Source organism: Eubacterium sp. BL-380-WT-2B, from assembly GCF_009696115.1.
GTDB classification, from domain to species: domain Bacteria; phylum Bacillota; class Clostridia; order Eubacteriales; family Eubacteriaceae; genus Eubacterium; species Eubacterium callanderi.
The window spans coordinates 522,803-540,137 of sequence record NZ_VUMP01000001.1; the positions used below are offsets into that span (position 1 = coordinate 522,803).

17 protein-coding genes, 1 riboswitch and 1 other annotated feature are annotated in these 17,335 nt (G+C 52.9%); of the genes, 13 read left to right on the top strand and 4 right to left on the bottom strand.

What is annotated here, in order from left to right; genetic code table 11:
* Nucleotides 1-85: 85 nt before the first annotated feature.
* From FYJ53_RS02500 to FYJ53_RS02510, 3 genes are all read right to left on the bottom strand, one after another.
* Nucleotides 86-1,744 carry a 2-isopropylmalate synthase gene (locus tag FYJ53_RS02500; RefSeq protein ID WP_013382233.1) on the bottom strand — a complete coding sequence of 553 codons (1,659 nt, stop codon included), beginning with the start codon at nt 1,742-1,744 and terminating at the stop codon, nt 86-88.
* A 749-nt stretch (nt 1,745-2,493) separates the two neighbouring features.
* Nucleotides 2,494-2,747: a binding site (T-box leader), on the bottom strand.
* Between the two features lie 150 nt (nt 2,748-2,897).
* Nucleotides 2,898-3,731 carry an undecaprenyl-diphosphate phosphatase gene (locus FYJ53_RS02505; RefSeq protein WP_073383382.1) on the bottom strand — a complete coding sequence of 278 codons (834 nt, stop codon included), beginning with the start codon at nt 3,729-3,731 and terminating at the stop codon, nt 2,898-2,900.
* Between the two features lie 177 nt (nt 3,732-3,908).
* Nucleotides 3,909-4,742: an undecaprenyl-diphosphate phosphatase gene (locus tag FYJ53_RS02510; RefSeq protein ID WP_013382230.1), complete on the bottom strand. Its 834-nt coding sequence runs from the start codon at nt 4,740-4,742 to the stop codon at nt 3,909-3,911.
* A 285-nt stretch (nt 4,743-5,027) separates the two neighbouring features.
* Between FYJ53_RS02510 and FYJ53_RS02515 the strand changes: the two genes are divergently transcribed.
* From FYJ53_RS02515 to FYJ53_RS02575, 13 genes are all read left to right on the top strand, one after another.
* Nucleotides 5,028-5,303 (top strand): metal-sensing transcriptional repressor, encoded by a 276-nt coding sequence (locus FYJ53_RS02515; protein WP_013382229.1) that lies wholly within the window; start codon nt 5,028-5,030, stop codon nt 5,301-5,303.
* A 126-nt stretch (nt 5,304-5,429) separates the two neighbouring features.
* Nucleotides 5,430-6,047 (top strand): TetR/AcrR family transcriptional regulator, encoded by a 618-nt coding sequence (locus FYJ53_RS02520; RefSeq protein ID WP_073383384.1) that lies wholly within the window; start codon nt 5,430-5,432, stop codon nt 6,045-6,047.
* Nucleotides 6,038-6,934, top strand: coding sequence for an ABC transporter ATP-binding protein (locus tag FYJ53_RS02525; protein WP_073383387.1), 897 nt, complete (start codon nt 6,038-6,040; stop codon nt 6,932-6,934). Before FYJ53_RS02520 ends, FYJ53_RS02525 begins: the two co-directional genes overlap by 10 nt.
* On the top strand, nt 6,927-7,733 hold the full coding sequence (locus tag FYJ53_RS02530) for an ABC transporter permease subunit (protein WP_073383390.1): 807 nt from the start codon (nt 6,927-6,929) through the stop codon (nt 7,731-7,733). Before FYJ53_RS02525 ends, FYJ53_RS02530 begins: the two co-directional genes overlap by 8 nt.
* Before the next feature lie 197 nt (nt 7,734-7,930).
* Nucleotides 7,931-8,701, top strand: a complete 771-nt coding sequence (locus FYJ53_RS02535) for an SDR family oxidoreductase (protein ID WP_073383392.1) — start codon at nt 7,931-7,933, stop codon at nt 8,699-8,701.
* A gap of 61 nt (nt 8,702-8,762) precedes the next feature.
* A riboswitch (cobalamin riboswitch) is annotated at nt 8,763-8,943 on the top strand.
* 111 nt (nt 8,944-9,054) lie between these two features.
* Nucleotides 9,055-10,071 carry an ABC transporter substrate-binding protein gene (locus tag FYJ53_RS02540; protein WP_073383395.1) on the top strand — a complete coding sequence of 339 codons (1,017 nt, stop codon included), beginning with the start codon at nt 9,055-9,057 and terminating at the stop codon, nt 10,069-10,071.
* A 15-nt stretch (nt 10,072-10,086) separates the two neighbouring features.
* On the top strand, nt 10,087-11,172 hold the full coding sequence (locus tag FYJ53_RS02545; protein WP_073383397.1) for an iron ABC transporter permease: 1,086 nt from the start codon (nt 10,087-10,089) through the stop codon (nt 11,170-11,172).
* The gene (locus FYJ53_RS02550; RefSeq protein ID WP_013382221.1) at nt 11,172-11,939 is read left to right on the top strand and encodes an ABC transporter ATP-binding protein; all 768 of its coding nucleotides are present in this window, start codon (nt 11,172-11,174) and stop codon (nt 11,937-11,939) included. Before FYJ53_RS02545 ends, FYJ53_RS02550 begins: the two co-directional genes overlap by 1 nt.
* 374 nt (nt 11,940-12,313) lie before the next feature.
* Entirely contained in the window at nt 12,314-13,027 is a 714-nt protein-coding gene (locus FYJ53_RS02555; RefSeq protein ID WP_073383399.1) for a CHC2 zinc finger domain-containing protein, read from the top strand.
* A complete protein-coding gene (locus FYJ53_RS02560; RefSeq protein ID WP_187368014.1) occupies nt 13,014-14,408 on the top strand; it encodes a YfjI family protein in 1,395 nt (464 codons plus the stop codon). Before FYJ53_RS02555 ends, FYJ53_RS02560 begins: the two co-directional genes overlap by 14 nt.
* On the top strand, nt 14,408-14,773 hold the full coding sequence (locus FYJ53_RS02565; RefSeq protein WP_073383404.1) for a hypothetical protein: 366 nt from the start codon (nt 14,408-14,410) through the stop codon (nt 14,771-14,773). The genes FYJ53_RS02560 and FYJ53_RS02565 overlap by 1 nt, the downstream gene beginning before the upstream one ends.
* Nucleotides 14,774-14,863: 90 nt before the next feature.
* Complete coding sequence (locus FYJ53_RS02570; RefSeq protein WP_073383407.1) at nt 14,864-15,148, top strand: hypothetical protein; 285 nt, start codon at nt 14,864-14,866, stop codon at nt 15,146-15,148.
* Between the two features lie 211 nt (nt 15,149-15,359).
* A complete protein-coding gene (locus FYJ53_RS02575; RefSeq protein ID WP_073383409.1) occupies nt 15,360-15,824 on the top strand; it encodes an immunoglobulin-like domain-containing protein in 465 nt (154 codons plus the stop codon).
* Nucleotides 15,825-15,902: 78 nt separating this feature from the next.
* Here FYJ53_RS02575 and FYJ53_RS02580 read toward each other — a convergent pair whose 3' ends face one another.
* Nucleotides 15,903-17,273, bottom strand: a complete 1,371-nt coding sequence (locus tag FYJ53_RS02580) for a glycoside hydrolase family 3 protein (RefSeq protein ID WP_073383412.1) — start codon at nt 17,271-17,273, stop codon at nt 15,903-15,905.
* Nucleotides 17,274-17,335 lie beyond the last annotated feature (62 nt).

A 17,335-nucleotide genomic window follows, 5' to 3' on the forward strand; every position in this document is an offset into this window, starting at 1 on the left:
ATACCGCTAAAAAAACTAAACCACAAGCGAAAAGAAAAAAGAAGAGCTGCCATCCGGGCAGCTCTCAGTAATAATAAATTTCCCCTTAAAGGGCACGGTTAATGGCGGATACCAGGGCAGTTACCGAGGCGACGATGATGTCGTTGTGGATACCGGCGCCCCAGACAGTGCGGCCATCGGGCATGGTGATGCCCACATAGGCAGCGGCCTGGGAGGTGGAGCCCTCTTCCAGCGCGTGTTCTTTATAGATCAGATCGGTGTAGGGGGTGTCCAGGTAATCCTTGAGGGCGTTGCTGACCGCGTCGAAGCGGCCGTTGCCTTCCGCGGACACCATGGTTTTCTGGCCGTCACGCTCAATGGTGATGGTGGCCTTGATGTGCTCGCTCACCTGTTCAAAATGGTATTCGGGCAGAGTGACCGGGTGCTGGATATTGACATAGGTTTTCTCGAAAATATCCCGGACTTCCTCGGCGGAGAGCTCTTTGTGCTTGTGGTCGGAGACATCCTTGACCGTGTACCCCAGGTCCTCGCGCATACCCTTTGGCAGGTCGTAGCCGTATTTCTGTTCGAGGACATAGCCGATGCCGCCCTTGCCGGACTGGCTGTTGATGCGGATCACGTCCTTTTCGTAGCGGCGGCCAAGGTCGGTGGGGTCAATGAGCAGGTAAGGCACGGTCCACTGGTCACAGTGTTTTTCCTCGCGCCACTGCATGCCCTTGGCGATGGCGTCCTGATGGGAGCCGGAGAAGGCGGCAAAAACGAGGGCGCCGCTGTAGGGCTGGCGTTCGTACACATGCATCCGGGTTGTGCGCTCATAGACCTCGGTGATTTCGGGCAGGTTGTCAAAGTGGAGCTTGGGGTCCACGCCGTGGGTGTACATGTTCAGCGCCAGGGTGATGATGTCCACGTTCCCGGTCCGCTCACCGTTGCCGAAGAGGGTGCCCTCGATGCGGTCCGCGCCGGCCAGGAGGCCCAGTTCGGTATCGGCCACTGCACAACCGCGGTCATTGTGGGGGTGCAGGGAGACAATGACGTTTTCCCGGAATTTTAGATTTTTGCACATGTACTCGATCTGGCTGGCGTACACATGGGGCATGGACATGGATACCGTGACGGGCAGGTTGATGATGACCTTGCTGTCCGCGGTGGGCTGCCATACGTCCAGCACTGCGTTGCAGATATCCAGGGCAAAATCGACCTCGGTGCCGGTAAAGCTCTCGGGGGAATACTGGAACTGGAAGTTTCCCTCGGTTTCAGCCGCCAGATCCCTCAGCATGACGGCGCCGTCCACAGCGATTTGGATGATCTCTTCCTTGGATTTGCGGAAGACCTGCTCACGCTGGGCCACAGAGGTGGAGTTGTACAGGTGGACAACGGATCTCTTACAGCCCTCCAGGGCCGCGAAGGTCTTGCGGATAATGTGCTCTCTTGCCTGGGTGAGCACCTGGATGGTGACGTCGTCCGGGATCAGGTCCTGTTCGATCAGGGTCCTCAAAAAGATATATTCCGTTTCGGAGGCCGCCGGGAAGCCGACTTCGATTTCCTTAAAGCCCACAGCGACCAGGGTTTTGAAATACTCGATTTTTTCCTCCAGGCTCATGGGAATAATGAGTGCCTGGTTGCCGTCGCGAAGGTCTACAGAGCACCAGATCGGCGCCTCGGTAATATACTCTTTGTGCACCCAGTCAGTGGATTCGACCGGGGGCATAAAATAACCGCGTTTGTATTTCTTGGGGTTCATCATAATGGTAAGTTCTCCTTTTTCAGATTTTAATCGGATCATCTTTTCATTCAATCATTTTGAAGCTGGTCAGGAGAATGATCGAATGAAAAGACGTTCGTTTTGTTGCCGCTCGTCCGCTAACGCTCCTTACTCGCTGCCAAATTTTTTATAAAAAATTTGGACAGTTTAAAGGATCATCTTTTCATACAATCATTTTGACACTGCTCAGGAGAATGATCGAATGAAAAGACGTTCGTTTTGTTGCCGCTCGTCCGCTAACGCTCCCTACTCGCTGCCAAATTTTTTATAAAAAATTTGGACAGTTTAAAGGATCATCTTTTCATACAATCATTTTGACACTGCTCAGGAGAATGATCGAATGAAAAGACGTTCGTTTTGTTGCCGCTCGTCCGCTAACGCTCCTTACTCGCTGCCAAATTTTTTATAAAAAATTTGGACAGTTTAAAGGATCATCTTTTCATACAATCATTTTGACACTGCTCAGGAGAATGATCGAATGAAAAGACGTTCGTTTTGTTGCCGCTCGTCCGCTAACGCTCCCTACTCGCTGCCAAATTTTTTATAAAAAATTTGGACAGTTTAAAGGATCATCTTTTCATACAATCATTTTGACACTGCTCAGGAGAATGATCGAATGAAAAGACGTTCGTTTTGTTGCCGCTCGTCCGCTAACGCTCCTTACTCGCTGCCAAATTTTTTATAAAAAATTTGGACAAAACATCAAAAAAATCTCTATATTCACTTAAGAATATAGAGACGAAAGATTTTATCCTACGTGGTACCACTCTAATTTTGCAGCATAACGCTGCCTCGTTGGCAGATACGGACCGCACTCGGCCTTATATCCTCCTGGGGTAACGGTCAGGAACCGGCGCCGCCTACTCTCGTGGATTTCAGGGTGCCACTCCGAGGCCAGTTCAGATACCTTTCCCAACTGCTTCGCATCAACCAGCAGCTTTCTGGATGTTCCGGGGATCTTACTATTCCTCATCAATGTGTTGTGATAATCATAATCATTTTAAAGGAATTTGTCAAGGAAAAAATTGTTAAAGTTAAAGAACAAAATTTATCCGCGTCCCAGGCCACAGACTCAAAAGGCTCAAAACCCCGCAGCATAGAAGTTTTGAGCTTTTTGAGCCTGCCTTTCAAGCGTTTATGCGAAAATGACCGCGTACAGGATCACGATGATGCCCAGCACAATGCGGTACCAGCCAAAGGCCTTGAAATCGTGCCTGCGGATATAGCCCATGAGGAACTTGATGGCAAAGACAGAGACCACAAAGGCCACAGCCATGCCAATGAGCAGGATGCCGATTTCCATTCCTGTAAAGCCAACGCCGGTTTTGACAAAGAACTTCACGATTTTTAAGAGGCTGGCGCCCAGCATGACCGGCACAGCCATAAAGAAAGAAAACTCAGCCGCGATATGGCGGGAACAGCCCAGCAGGGAAGCCCCGAGGATGGTGGAGCCAGAGCGGGAAGTTCCCGGCACAATGGACAGCACCTGAAAAAGGCCGATGAACAGAGCCGTTTTATAGCTAAGCTGCTCAAAGCTCCGGATAGCGGGCGTTTTAGCGCAGTTCCGGTTCTCAACAACAATAAAGGCGATTCCGTAGACGATCAGCGCGATGGCCACCGTGACATAGCCGTAAAGCTTTCCTGTCACCAGGTCGTCGAAAGGCAGGCCAATGAGGCCAAGGGGGATAATGCCCACCAGCACCTTGCCCCAGAGGGACCAGGTCCGCTTTTTCTGTATGGGGGATTTACTGGGAGAAAAGGGGTTGAGCTTGTGAAAATAAAGCAGGGCGACCGCCAGGATAGAACCAAACTGGATGACCACCACAAACATGTCCCAGAAATCCTTAGAGACATTCATGTGGATAAACTGCTCAAACAGGATCATGTGGCCCGTGCTGCTGACCGGCAGCCACTCCGTGATCCCCTGAACAACGCCAAAAAAGGCGGCTTTCAAAAATTCTAAAAACATTGGTATCTCCTTCATCAATTCTTTTGAATAAGCCTATTTTATCATGGAACCGTCCCCGCAACCTAAACACAGGCTTACAATATGCTTACAATTTTGTAACATAGGGGCGCAAACTCAAAAGACTCAAAACCCCACAGCGTGGAAGTTTTGAGTCTTTTGAGCATGTATCTTAAGTTTTTATGCAAACATCACCGCGTAGATAATGACAATGATGCCCAGCGCAATGCGGTAGTAGCCGAAAGCCTTGAAATCGTGCTTGCGGATATAGCCCATGAGGAACTTGATAGCAAAGACAGAGACCACAAAAGCCACGATCATCCCCACTAAAAGGATACCGATCTCTGTACCTGTAAAGCCAATGCCGGTTTTGACAAAGAACTTCACGATTTTTAAGAGGCTGGCGCCCAGCATGACCGGCACAGCCAGGAAGAAAGAAAACTCCGTAGCCACATAGCGGGAGCAGCCCAGCAGGGTGGCGCCAATGATGGTGGAGCCGGAGCGGGAAGTCCCTGGGATCAGGGCCAGGATCTGGAACACGCCGATGAACAGGGCCGTTTTGTAATCCAGCTGCTCAAAATTACGGATGGTCGGATGCTTGGTGCGGTCCATGTTTTCCACCACAATAAAGGCAATCCCGTAAACGATCAGGGTGATGGCGACGGTCACATAGCCGTAGAGCTTGTCGGTGATAAAATCATCAAATAAAAGTCCGATAACAGCAGCCGGAATGACGGCCACCAGTACCTTGCCCCAGAGAGACCAGGTATCCCGTTTCTGCACCGGTGATTTCTTAGGTGAGAAGGGATTGAGTTTATGAAAATACAGCAGAACAACGGCCAGAATGGATCCAAACTGGATGACCACCAGGAACATGTCCCAGAAATCCTTGGATACATTCATATGGATAAACTGTTCAAACAGGATCATATGGCCTGTGCTGCTGATGGGCAGCCACTCCGTGATCCCCTGAACGATCCCGAAAAAGGCCGCTTTTAGCAGTTCTAAAAACATATAGATAACTCCTTACGTATTGATTTTTTAACCGAATAATATTTTACCACAACACCCGATAAATGAACATTAAAAAATTCTTACATTTTTATCATATTAAAGTTATTTTTATATAAAACGGACAAAAAGTATTAAAACTATTTTGTTATTAGAGTGAAAATGTTAATTTTGACAGGTCCTGAAAGCCTGGCAGAAACTTTTCGGCCTCTCCATTGCTATTCTCACAGAATTGTGATAGGATAAATAGCTAAAGAGAAATAAGCGAGCCGAGATAAAGGAGAAACGATGAGAGAATGTATGGAAGACTTACCGAAACTGCAGGCGCGGCTGAAACGCATCGAGGGCCAGATCCGCGGCATTTCGGACATGATGGAAAAGGATGTCCCCTGCAATGAGATCCTGATTCAGATCAACGCTGCCAAATCGGCCCTGCACAAGGTGGGGCAGATGGTTGTGGAGGGGCATCTGCACCACTGCGTCAAGGACAGCATCGAGCATGGAAATACCGAGGAAACACTAAAGGATTTGTCCAAGGTCATTGAGTATTTCTCAAGGATCTGATACAAAAGGGCCCGTATCGCCACGGTACGGGTCCTTTTTATATAAATTTTTCTTAACAGGCCTTGAACAATCGGGTCAACGGTCTATAATGGTATTAACCGATTGGGTTAATGAAAGGAAAATGGAATGAATGATAAGTTTTTTAAGCTGCCGGAGGAGAAGCAGCTGCGCATTGTCAACGCGGGATTTAAGGCTTTTGCCGAGAACCCTTATAAAAAGGCCAACACAGCCGACATCGCCGCCGCAGCAGGTATTTCCAAGGGGCTGCTGTTCCACTACTTCAGCAACAAGCAGACACTGTACGAGTACCTGTTCCGGTATGGTAACGACGTAATGTTCAGGCGTATCAGAGAGCTGCTGCCTTCCGATGAGTCCGATTTCTTTGAGATCTGGCTGCGGTCCCAGCGGGCTAAATCCGAGATCATGATGCGCAACCCTTACCTGATGGACTTCTTTATCCGGGTCTATTATGACAAGGCGCCGGAGAGTGCGGGGAATATGAGCTTTTACAGCGATTTGGAGACCACCATCACCGCGTTGATCCTGGACCGGATCGACCGGAGCAAGTTCAGGGAGGAGACCCCGCCCGAGAAGGTGATCCGCTGGCTGATCTGGGCGGCCGAGGGCTTTATGAAGCGCCAGAGCGATCTTGGCAGAGTAGACATTGAACAGCTGAATTCCGAGTATACCGAGCACGTTCTGTTTATAAGACAGCACTGCTACAAAGAGGAGGCATTACAATGATCGCAATCGAGCACCTGACCAGAGACTACGGCGAGGGCCGCGGGATTTTTGACCTGTCCTTTGAGGTAAAAAAGGGCGAGGTCTTTGGCTACCTGGGCCCCAACGGCGCCGGGAAAACCACGACCATCCGCCATCTGATGGGCTTTCTTTCGCCCAAGCGCGGCACCTGCGCGATCGACGGCCTGGACTGCTTTAAGCAAGCGGCTGAGATCAAGGAATTTTTAGGGTACCTGCCCGGGGAGATCGCCTTTTTCGACAGCATGACCGGCGTGGAGTTTCTGAACTTTATGGCCGAGATGCGTGGCATGAAGGACCGTGCGAAAATGGAAAAGCTCATCCGCTTTTTCGACCTGAACCCAAAAGGGAAGATCCGTAAGATGTCCAAGGGCACCAAGCAGAAGCTGGGCCTGGTGTCCGCCTTCATGCACGACCCCGGGGTCCTGATCCTCGACGAGCCCACCAGCGGGCTGGACCCCCTCATGCAGAACCGGTTTATCCGCCTGATCCAGAACGAGAAGAAAAAGGGCACGACCATTCTCATGTCCTCCCACAGCTTTGAGGAGGTCGAGCGGACCTGTGACCGGGTGGGCATTATCCGCGCCGGGGAGCTGGCAGCCCTGGACAGTGTGGCCTCCCTCAAGGCAGAGCGCCACAAGATCTACCAGGTCAGCTTCGCCACCGCTAAAGAGGCCGGAGATTTCGCGGCCCGGTGCAACGGCACCCGCCAGCTGAGGGAGCACCCCCAGCTTGTGGAGGTGCGGGTGGCAGGGAGCATGGACAGCTTTCTGAAAATGCTCACCGGCTACCACGTCATGGCGTTGGACACGGTCTCCCAGGATCTGGAGGATATTTTTATGCAGTATTACGGAGGTAAACATCATGCTTAGCGGGCCGCTTTTCAGAAAAACCTTTAAATCACAGCTCAGGATACTTGTCATCTTCGCGGCCATTCTGGCCATGTATATGGGTGTTGAGATCAGTATGTTCAACCCGGATTCCATGGACGGCATAAAAGAGATGATGGACATGCTGCCCCAGCAGATGATAAACGCCATGAACCTGGACGTTGGCGCTGAGACAAGCCTTGTGGGCTTTCTGGGCTCCTATTTTTACGGCTTTATTGTCATCATGGTGCCCATGATTTTTAACATTATCGCCAGCAACAACGCGGCGGCAAAGCTGGTGGATTCCGGCGCCATGGCCTGCCTGCTGTCCGCGCCTAATTCCCGGACCAGGGTCATCGCAACCCAGGCCGCAGCCCTGATCCTGTCCAATATCCTCCTCATGGTCTTTGTGACCGTTATGGGGATCGCGGTCAGCCAGGCTCTGTTCCCGGGCGATCTGGACATCCGCGCCTTTCTGCTCGTCAACGCAGGCGCCCTGCTCATGCAGCTGGCCGTCAGCGCCATTGGCTTCTCTGCCTCCTGCCTGTTTAACGAGAGCCGCCTGTCCCTGGCCCTGGGCGGGGGCCTGCCCGTTCTGTTTCTGGTGCTCATGATGCTCTCCGGCGTCAGCGAGGACCTGGACGTTGTGCGCTACACGACCCTGTACAGCCTGTTTGACCCTGCCGAGATCATCGCTGGAGGCGACACCGTGGGCCTGTGCATGGCGGCCCTGGCGGCAGTCTCGGTGGTGCTGTATACCCTGGGCATCCTGGTCTTCAGGCGGAAGGACCTGCCGCTGTAAATATAAAAAGCAGACTGAGATCTGAATCTCAAAAGGCTCAAAACACGTATCCAAGGTGTTTTGAGCCTTTTGAGCCTGTATCTTGGGGGATTCTTATAAAAAAGGCGCGCTCGGTTATTTTTTTCTGAAAGTGGTATGTACATAAAAAGGGTGCTGCCAGAGGCAGGCCCGAAGCACTGATGAAAGAAGGAGCGATTATGAGAATAGCCATAGTGACCGGGGCGTCCAGCGGGCTTGGACGCGAGTTTGTAAAACAGATCAGTGAACGTGAGCATCTGGATGAGATCTGGGCCGTTGCCCGGAGGCGGGAACGGCTGGAAGCGCTGGCCAGGGAAGTAAAAACACCGGTGAGGCCTGTAGTCATGGACCTGACAGACACCAGCAGTTTTCCGGAGCTGACAGCCCTGATGGCCGAGAAGCAGCCGGACGTGCGGCTGCTGGTCAATGCCGCGGGTATGGGGAAGCTGGGAAATTACGCCGAGGTGACCGAAGCGGACAGCAATGCCCTCATTGATTTAAACTGCCGGGGAGCAGTCGATATGACCCTGAGGGTACTGCCGTACATGCAGAAAGGCGCGAGAATCTTGCAGATCTGCTCGGTGGCGGCTTTTATGCCCCTGCCCGGCATGAACCTGTACGCGGCCTCCAAGGCCTTCCTCCTAAGCTACACCAGAGCTCTGCGCTGGGAGCTGTTCGGCCGGGGCATAAGGGTGACAGCGGTCTGCCCCTACTGGATCAAAAATACCGAGTTTGTGCCGCGGGCCAGCGCCAACGCGGACCGCTCCGCGGTGCGCCACCTGCCCTTTGCGGGCACCGTCCAGACGGTTGTGCGCCGCTCTATGAGGGACAGCCGCCTGGGCGCGGCCGTATCCACGCCGGGCCTTGCAAGCTTCGGGCTGCGGGTGTTTGGCAAGGTGGTACCCCACGGGCTGGGCATGGCGTTCTGGAACGTGCTCAGGAAAATCTGAGGAAATTCAGGGCGCCGGCAGTTGACAATTTTGAAAAGTTCGCTTATACTAATATTAACAATTGAATCAAACCATTGAGGGTGCCTTGAAAAAGGAGAATAGGGAAACCGGTGTGAATCCGGTACGAACCCATCACTGTAAACAGGGACGCGCCGCAGTAAACCACTGGCCTCGGGCCGGGAAGGGAGCGGAGTGCGGAGGAGCTGTGAGTCAGGAGACCTGCCTTTAGTGTTACGCGTGTTTGTCCGGTGAGGGGATTGTCACTGGGAGAACCTGAGATAGGTAAATGGGAGCCTGTCGGCGATGTGTCGGCAGGCTCTTTTTATATGATTTTTTAAGAAAGAGGTAGAAAAATGAGAAGCTTGAAGAAACAGTTTTTAGGGATTGCCCTGTCCGCAGTGCTGGCGGCAGGCGTGTTGGCAGGGTGCGGCAGCGCAGGGGGAAATGACAGCGCCAGCCAGAGCGCCGGCACAGACGGCCATTATCCGGTCACCATCACCACCTACGATTACGACAAGCAGCCTGTGGAAATGACCTTTGAAAAGGCGCCTGAAAAGGTGCTGGCCGTATACCAGAACGCCATCGAGACCATGCTGGCCCTGGGCCTGGAGGACAAAATTGTGGCTGCCAGCGGTCTGGATCACGAGGTGAAGCCAGCGTACAAGGACGCTTTCGCCAAGGTCAACTATCTGTCCGAATTCAAACCCAGCAAGGAAGCCGCCACTGCTCTGGAACCGGATATGATCCTGAGCTGGACCTCCCTGTTCTCCGACAAGAACCTGGGCAGCATGAAGGAGTGGCAGAGCCAGGGCGTGAACAGCTACAACATGCTCAACAGCGGCGCAGTGTCCCCTAAAACACTGGATAACGAGTACCAGGATTTTGAGAACCTGGGCAAAATCTTTGACGTGGAGGATAAGGCCGGGGAACTGGTGAACGCCATCAAGGACGCTGTGAAACAGACAGAGACCTATGCCCAGAAGGAAAACAAGAGCCCCAAAGTACTGGTGATGGAGGACCAGAGCGGTCAGATTGTCAATTATGGGGCCACCACACTGGCAGGCGATATGGTCACCAAGCTTAAGGGCACACTGGCCAGTCCGGACGCGTCCAAGCTGGGCGAGGAGGACGTGGTCGCTGCCAATCCGGAAGTCATCTTCGCAGTCTATATGGACCGTGACGACCAGGACATGGCCGCCCAGACAAAGGACGCCATCATGAACAACGCGGCCTTTGCCGACATCGACGCAGTGAAGAACAACCGGGTGATCCCCATCGAGCTGGGGCAGATGTACTGCAGCGGTGTGCGTACCATCGACGGCATTCATACCATCGCGAATGGGATGTACCCAGATTTAAACCTGAACTAGTCAGCGGGCTTTTTTATGAGACAAAGCGCACTGATCAAAGATAAAGGGCGGCTCCAGAGCCAGCCCTTTTATGTGTTTGTATGCGTGGTCATGCTGGGGCTGCTGATCCTCTCGGCCCTGGCAGCGGTTACCATCGGCTCCATGGACCTGTCCATCCGGGATGTGTACAGCGTCATCGGCTACGAGCTCTTCCATCTGGACAGCCTGAGTGCCTACGCCAGGGGCGCGGCCCACAACGTGGTGTGGTTGATCCGCTTTCCGAGGGTAGTCATGGGGCTGGCTGTGGGTATGGGCCTGTCCATCTGCGGCGTGGTCATGCAGGCCATTGTCAAGAACCCGCTGGCAGAGCCCTATGTGCTGGGCATCTCCTCCGGGGCGTCGCTGGGGGCGACCACAGCCCTGTTCTTTGGGCTGGGCGCTGTGCTCGGCGGCAGCGGTGTGGGTGTGTGCGCCTTTATCGGGGCCTTTCTGATCTCCATGCTGGTGGTGGCAGTGGCCAACATTGGCGGGCCGGCCAACTCCGTCAAGCTCATCCTTTCCGGCATGGCCCTGGGCGCCCTGTGCATGGCTTTCTCCAATTTTATGGTCTTTATGGCCAACGACCCCAACACCACCCAGCAGCTCACCTTCTGGATGCTTGGCAGCCTGTCCGGGGCCAAGTGGGGCCCCACACTGGTCATCTTTGTCGTGGTGGCGGCCAGCACCCTCTTTTTCTGGAGCCAGCACCGCCCCCTGAACCTCATGCTCCTGGGCGACGATGTGTCCATCACCCTGGGCACCAACCTGAACACCTACCGCCATGTGTACCTGGTCCTGACCTCGCTCATTATTGGCCTGTGTGTGTACGCATCCGGCACCATTGGATTCATCGGGCTGGTGGTGCCCCACGCGGTGCGCATGGTATTTGGCACCGACCACCGCAAGCTGGTGCCCCTGAGCGCCCTGACCGGCGGCATTTTTCTGATCTGGGCCGATGTGCTGGCCCGCACCCTGCTGCCCGAGACCGAGGTGCCCATCGGGATTCTCGTGTCCATGGTGGGCGCACCGGTGTTTATTTATATGATGATGCGTAAGAGCTACGGTTTTGGAGGTGGCGAATAATGGAAATCAGATCCCAGGACATTACCCAGACACTGGGCGGCTGCGAGATTTTAAAGGGCGTGAGCATTGACGTCCAGAGTAAAAAATTCATTGGGATCATCGGTCCCAACGGCAGCGGAAAGAGCACCTTTCTGAAGTGCCTGTACCGGACAGCCCGCCCCACCGGCGGCGTCATTTATTTTGACGGAGAGGCAGTGGACAGCCTCAGCTATAAGGAGTCGGCCAGAAAAGTGGCTGTGGTGGCCCAGCACAATTACTATAACTTTGATTTTACAGTGGAGCAGGTGGTGCTCATGGGCCGGACCCCGCACAAAAAGCTCATGGAGCGCAACTACGCCGAGGACTACGCCTTGGCCCAGAAAGCCCTGGAAACTGTGGGCATGGAGGCCATGAAAGACCGGAACTTCTCTACCCTGTCCGGCGGCGAGCAGCAGCGCGTGATCCTCGCCCGCGCCCTGACCCAGGACACCCAGTGCCTGATTCTGGATGAGCCCACCAACCATCTGGACATCAAGTATCAGCTGCAGCTCATGAGCATTGTGAAAAAGCTGAACCTTACCGTCGTGTCCGCCATCCACGACCTCAACATCGCGGCCATGTACTGTGACGAGATCCATGTCATGAAAGAAGGCCGCATCATCAAAAGCGGCCCGCCCGATGCTGTGCTGACCCCGGCGTTTATCCGGGAGGTCTACGAGATTCAGGCCGAGGTGATAAAGAACGCGAAAAGCGGCTTCCTGCACGTGCTGTACCAGCCGGAATTTTAAAATCATTCTGTAAAAAAGATGCTCAAAAGACTCAAAACAGCCGTCGTGGTGGTTTTGAGTCTTTTGAGGTTAAGGGCGCAGAGGTTTTTGTTTATTTTAGCTTTTGTCAACCGCATATTGTAAAAAATTAAGGCTTTTACATAAAAAGAATAAAATATTATTCAAACATGTGATCAAAAGACTCAAAAGGATAAAAATGGCTGTTTTGAGCCTTTTGAGCAGGTTTTCCATAATATAATAAAAAAATAATCTGATAACAAATGATTATCCATCAGTTAAACTTTTAACAATTGTTGACTTAAACAGCGATTCATTATATAATGCAAACCATATCACGACGACGGTCGGATATAAAACGATTTTGAAGGGATGTGTTGATAAAAAACTATCGATCAATCTTTGACGTGGTCAGGGAAGAAACCAATATTGTGACGGCTGCCCGCTTTTACGGGATGGCAGTTGACCGGCATGGGAGGGCGCTGTGTCCATTTCACAGCGACCATCACCCCAGTCTGTCTTTTAAAGACAACCGGTTTACCTGCTTTGCCTGTGGGGCCAGAGGGAGCGTTATTGATTTGGTGATGCAGATTTTCCATATTTCTCCATTAGAAGCGGCAGTTAAGCTTCAGGAAGATTTCAATCTAAAGGTGGAGGTCAGAGGTCAAAGCCATAAGGCCAACGACGTTGCGGCGAAAGGAGAGGCGGATACAAGAAGCGTGAAGCAGGAAACGAACGGGACGAAAAGCGCACAGCGCGGAGCGAAACCAACGGACAGCCTGTACAGCCCTTTGCGTATGACGGCTCCGACGGACAGCGCGGAGGCGGTACTGGCAGCGGCGCTCCGGGACCGGCTGGCGGATATGGAAGCATACTATAGCAGACTACACCGTGAACTATGCGAAAATACTGAGAAATATAAGCCTTGCAATTCACTGGAAACCGTCCAAGACAAGTATGTCGAGGCCGTGTTTCAATTACCCGTGGTATCCTACTATTTGGATATCCTGGACAGCGGGACGCCATCCGAGAGGGTGGCGCTTTACCGCGCGTATAAAAGAAAGGAGCTTATACAGTATGAAAAACGATAGAACACAGCGACATAATACAGACGACATTGAGGCCATGAAAGGCCTCTTAACCGAAGAGGAGCGAAAAGATCTGATCATTGAAGAGACCAAGAAAAGCATTGAATTCAAGCCCATTATCCCATTGGACGACAGCGCAGGAAGCGCTGTGCCGGCTTTTCCAGTGGAGAGCCTGCCCGGCGCAGTACAGGACTTTGTCCTGGCGGCTGCTGCCAGCATCGGGGTGCCGGTTGCCATGACCGGCAGCGCGGCCCTGGGCGTTCTGGCAGCCGCACTGCAGAAGAAGGCCAAGGTGAAAGCCAAGGAAGACTGGACAGAGTCCCTGTGCCTTTACATCCTGCTGATTGCCCGCTCATCGGAGCGGAAATCCCCGATTATGCGTAAAATGACCAAGCCCCTCGAGCTTTACGAGGAGATGGTCAATGCCAAGATGGCCGAAGACATCGAGGAATACGATAATCAGGAGAAATTTTTTAAAAAGAAGATCAAGTATCTGGAAGGAAAAGCCGCCCGGGGTGTCATTAACTACACCGATGCCCAGAAGGCCAGAGAAGAGCTGGCAGCACTTAAGCCAACGCGCCCTCTGCGCCTGACAGCAGGCGATGTGACCCCCGAGGTGCTGGTCAACCTTCTGGAAGAGAACAACGAGCGCATGGCGATTTTTGCGGCAGAGGGGGGCCTTTTTGGCACCATGAGCGGCCGCTACAGCGGCGCGGTCAATATCGACGTGTTCCTCAACGCCTATTCACAGGACAAGATGACCGTCGACCGGGTTGGCCGTCGGACCCGCATCCTAAGAGACGCCCACCTCACCATGGTGATGGCTGTACAGCCCCATGTGGTGTGTGAATTTGAGGCCAGGAAAGAATTTCAGGAGCTGGGCCTGACAGGCCGGTTCCTGTACGCCATGCCCGACAGCCTTGTCGGCACCAGAAACAGCCGGGCGTCTGAGATCAGAATCAGCCGTTCGACCGTGGCCAAAGCCATTGACCTGGCAGAATATTATCTGGCAGAAAAGCTGCGGATCTTTAACATGACAAGCAGCGACGCCGAAACCCAGGCCGCGGCCTACGTCCTCAAACGGACCCTGACCGCGGGCAAAGACAGCCTGACCAAACGGGAGATCGCTCAGCGCTGTAAGGGTAAGGGCATGCACGCAGACGATGTGGAATCGCCGCTGGCGCTGCTGGCAGCCCACCACTATCTGGTGCCCGTACCGGCCGAGTACGCCGGAACCGGACGCCGGAGCATCCGTTATTTTATCCACCCCGGACTCCTCAAAACAGAAGCCGCCAGGGAAGAGGACCACAATGCCCTCGTGCCTGTGATCACACCGGCAGAACCGGAGGACTTTACACAGGAGGAAAGGGCGGTGACGGTTTAATGAACAATACCGATGCGATGGCCGTTTATGATACCTCATTAAAACAACAGGGCAGCAGGCCCCCGGCCCATACGGCAGAGGCAGCCTGCGTGCCGCAACAAAATCAAAGACAAAGCACGGTTAAAAACATTCTCGAGGACATAAACGCCGGCAAAGCGCTGGAAGCTGAACAGATTCAAAGAGCAGAAACCCTCAGGGAAGTCGACGGGGAACTGAAATCCGTCGCGATTGAAATGCTCGAAAACAGAGTGTCTCCCGACAGAATCATCCTGAAACTCAGCAATATCATCATGCACCTGAGTGACGACAAAGTATTTTATAAGAAGGTTCAGGCGCTGGTGCATAAAAATTACAGTGATCGTTAATGTATAAAAACAGGCATCCGAAAGGGTGCCTGTTTTGACTGTCGACAAATGTTATCATAAAGAGGTGAAGCGTTAAAAAGAGAAGGGCTAATGGAAAATGAAAAATTGAGAATGGAGAATGAACGAACCCTTTCGCTTAGGCGAAAGCGAGTGAATCAGCGGCCTCTGGCCGCTATCTCATCAAATGTGCAACGCACATTTGCACCTGTAATTCTGCATTCTGCATTCTCCATTAAAACGGCTTTTTCCTTTAACTTTTTTGACAGCCTGAGGCATCCGGCACGATTCCTGGCCGTCACCCACAGCGCCTGGACCTTTTTTCTTTTCTGGATAAAAGGCGCAGTCTTGGACAACAGCACCTATCTGGCAGACTGAAGCGGATTTTAAGAAAGGTGTCTTTAAAATTTAAAATAGAGAATACATGCTCAAAAGGCTCAAAACCCTTTTGAATTGGGGGTTTTGAGCCTTTTGAGCATGAAGATAATACCAACGTTATCTGTTTGACGTATCCGCTTAAATTTGGTAAACTTGGAATAGTAAAAAGAAACTTTCTGACAGAGATTTTGATTTTAAGAACGGAGTTAAAATGAGAAAAATAACCGCTTCTATGGGAATCGCCCTTGTGCTGCTGTACCTTTGCCTCGCCTTTCCCACAGAAATACCAACGCCCTCGCTGGTAAAAGCAACCTCTTTTTCCCTGGAAAAGTATACCGAGGACAACGCCAGTATTGTCCTGTCTGTTGCGGAAAAGGCTATCACACAGGACGCTGGAAAGCTCAGCGTTTACGTGATCAATCACAGCGGAGAAAACCAGACCTATGGCCGGATTTTTTATCTGGAGCGGGAAGAGAACAGCCAGTGGCTTCCGGTGTCCCCGCTTCCCGGCGCAGCCTTTGAAAAGGCTATGGTATTCCTTCCGCCAAATACAGCGAACGAGGAGACGCTGGATATCGGGACTTATTACGGGCGTCTTCAGCCGGGCAGCTACCGTGTAATCAAGACCTTTGGCGATGCTTACGCCAGTGGGAGATTTTATGTCAGAGAAGTTTAGCATGTTATGCTCAAAAGGCTCAAAACCTGAATCACATGGGGTTTTGAGCCTTTTGAGCGGGTGTTTCTAAAAACAGATTTAATTTTCAATGAGGCCCAGGTCCATTTTCCAGGTGAGCACCCGTTTGACGGAGGCATTGATTTGATCTTCGGAGAGGGTTTTGTTTTTTACAGCCTCGATCACCGCGGGGATCTCGATGGTATAGCGGGAGCTCAGAATCATGTCGTTGCCGGCGGCCACTGCCTGCACAGCCGCGGTATCGGCGCCGTAGGCCTTGGTGATGGCCTCCATATCCAGGTCGTCAGTGAGGATAACGCCGTCAAAGCTCAGCGCGTCCCGCAGAATTTCGTGTACCTTTGGGGACAGGGATGCCGGGTGGTCCGGGTCCATGGCCTCAATGACATTGTGGTTGACCAGAACACTGCCCGCGCCGGCCCGGATGCCTGCCTTGAAGGGAAGAAAATCCTGGGCTTCAAAGGTCTCAAGGGGGCGGCTGTCCCTTGAGAAATCCTTATGGGTATCAGCGCCGGGGCCATAGCCTGGAAAATGCTTGAGCACAGAGCCCATGCCGTCTGAGTCCATGGCGCTTACTGTGGCTTTCGCGTAGTCGGCCGTGGTGGCTGCGTCTCTTCCGGTGGTCCGGGAGTAGATATAGTCTGCGGGATTCTGCGAAACGTCGCAGACCGGGGCGAAATTGACGTTGAGGCCCAGGGATTTAAGCAGCGCGTCCTTTTCGTGAGCGTCGGCGGTGACAGCGTCCATGCCGCCGTTTTGCAGCAGGGTCTGGGGAGAGGGGAAGCTCTCGGCCCGGAGCGCGGGGTTGCCGCTGACACGCACCACGTCGCCGCCCTCCTCGTCAACACCCACCAGCATAGGGATCTTTGCCGCGTCCTGGCAGGCGTTGATTTCGGCCCGGATTTGGTCGGGGTTTTTATCCTTAAAGTCGCGCCCGAAAAGAATGGTGCCCCCAAACTGCCAGGTTTTTTCGTCCTCGGGGGCGGCAGGGCCGGGGTACCGGGCAAAGAACATCTGCCCCACCTTTTCTTCAAGGCTCATGCCAGCCAGGAGCTTATCTGCCCGCAGGCTGTAAAAGGCTTTCTCGGCCGCGTCTGAAGCTGTCAGGACCTCCAGTTTTCTGGCGGGGAGAGGGGTATCCCCGGCCTTTAGGCTCTCGGGATCGGTGCCGGTTTTTAACGTGATTTTGACCTCTGCGCCGGTTTCGGGCAGGGGGCCCTGCGGGAGGGCTGTAAGGTCGAAAACGCTGGTCACGGGCTCCTGGGCGTCCTCAGCCCGGTAAAGGAGGGTGAGGGTGGCGTCATCGCTTTCCAGCACATAGCCTGTAAAGGTGACCGGAGAAAAGAGCTGGGACAGGGTGAGAGCCGGCGAGCAGCCTGTGATCAGGAGCCCGGAGGCGGATATGATTAAAAAGAGTGATAAAAGTCGTTTCATGAATGTTTCCTTCTGCAAAATTTGCCCCTTGTTTCAGGGACGGGTCTATTGTACCATATTCT

Bases quoted from the DNA above. Each gene is read 5' to 3' on its own strand.
- FYJ53_RS02535 (WP_073383392.1), top strand. From the start codon at position 7,931: ATGAGAATAGCCATAGTGACCGGGGCGTCCAGCGGGCTTGGACGCGAG.
- FYJ53_RS02580 (WP_073383412.1), bottom strand. From the start codon at position 17,273: ATGAAACGACTTTTATCACTCTTTTTAATCATATCCGCCTCCGGGCTC.
- FYJ53_RS02500 (WP_013382233.1), bottom strand. From the start codon at position 1,744: ATGATGAACCCCAAGAAATACAAACGCGGTTATTTTATGCCCCCGGTC.
- FYJ53_RS02515 (WP_013382229.1), top strand. From the start codon at position 5,028: ATGAGAGAATGTATGGAAGACTTACCGAAACTGCAGGCGCGGCTGAAA.
- FYJ53_RS02560 (WP_187368014.1), top strand. From the start codon at position 13,014: ATGAAAAACGATAGAACACAGCGACATAATACAGACGACATTGAGGCC.
- FYJ53_RS02505 (WP_073383382.1), bottom strand. From the start codon at position 3,731: ATGTTTTTAGAATTTTTGAAAGCCGCCTTTTTTGGCGTTGTTCAGGGG.
- FYJ53_RS02575 (WP_073383409.1), top strand. From the start codon at position 15,360: ATGAGAAAAATAACCGCTTCTATGGGAATCGCCCTTGTGCTGCTGTAC.
- FYJ53_RS02520 (WP_073383384.1), top strand. From the start codon at position 5,430: ATGAATGATAAGTTTTTTAAGCTGCCGGAGGAGAAGCAGCTGCGCATT.
- FYJ53_RS02530 (WP_073383390.1), top strand. From the start codon at position 6,927: ATGCTTAGCGGGCCGCTTTTCAGAAAAACCTTTAAATCACAGCTCAGG.
- FYJ53_RS02565 (WP_073383404.1), top strand. From the start codon at position 14,408: ATGAACAATACCGATGCGATGGCCGTTTATGATACCTCATTAAAACAA.
- FYJ53_RS02540 (WP_073383395.1), top strand. From the start codon at position 9,055: ATGAGAAGCTTGAAGAAACAGTTTTTAGGGATTGCCCTGTCCGCAGTG.
- FYJ53_RS02510 (WP_013382230.1), bottom strand. From the start codon at position 4,742: ATGTTTTTAGAACTGCTAAAAGCGGCCTTTTTCGGGATCGTTCAGGGG.
- FYJ53_RS02550 (WP_013382221.1), top strand. From the start codon at position 11,172: ATGGAAATCAGATCCCAGGACATTACCCAGACACTGGGCGGCTGCGAG.
- FYJ53_RS02545 (WP_073383397.1), top strand. From the start codon at position 10,087: ATGAGACAAAGCGCACTGATCAAAGATAAAGGGCGGCTCCAGAGCCAG.
- FYJ53_RS02570 (WP_073383407.1), top strand. From the start codon at position 14,864: ATGGAAAATGAAAAATTGAGAATGGAGAATGAACGAACCCTTTCGCTT.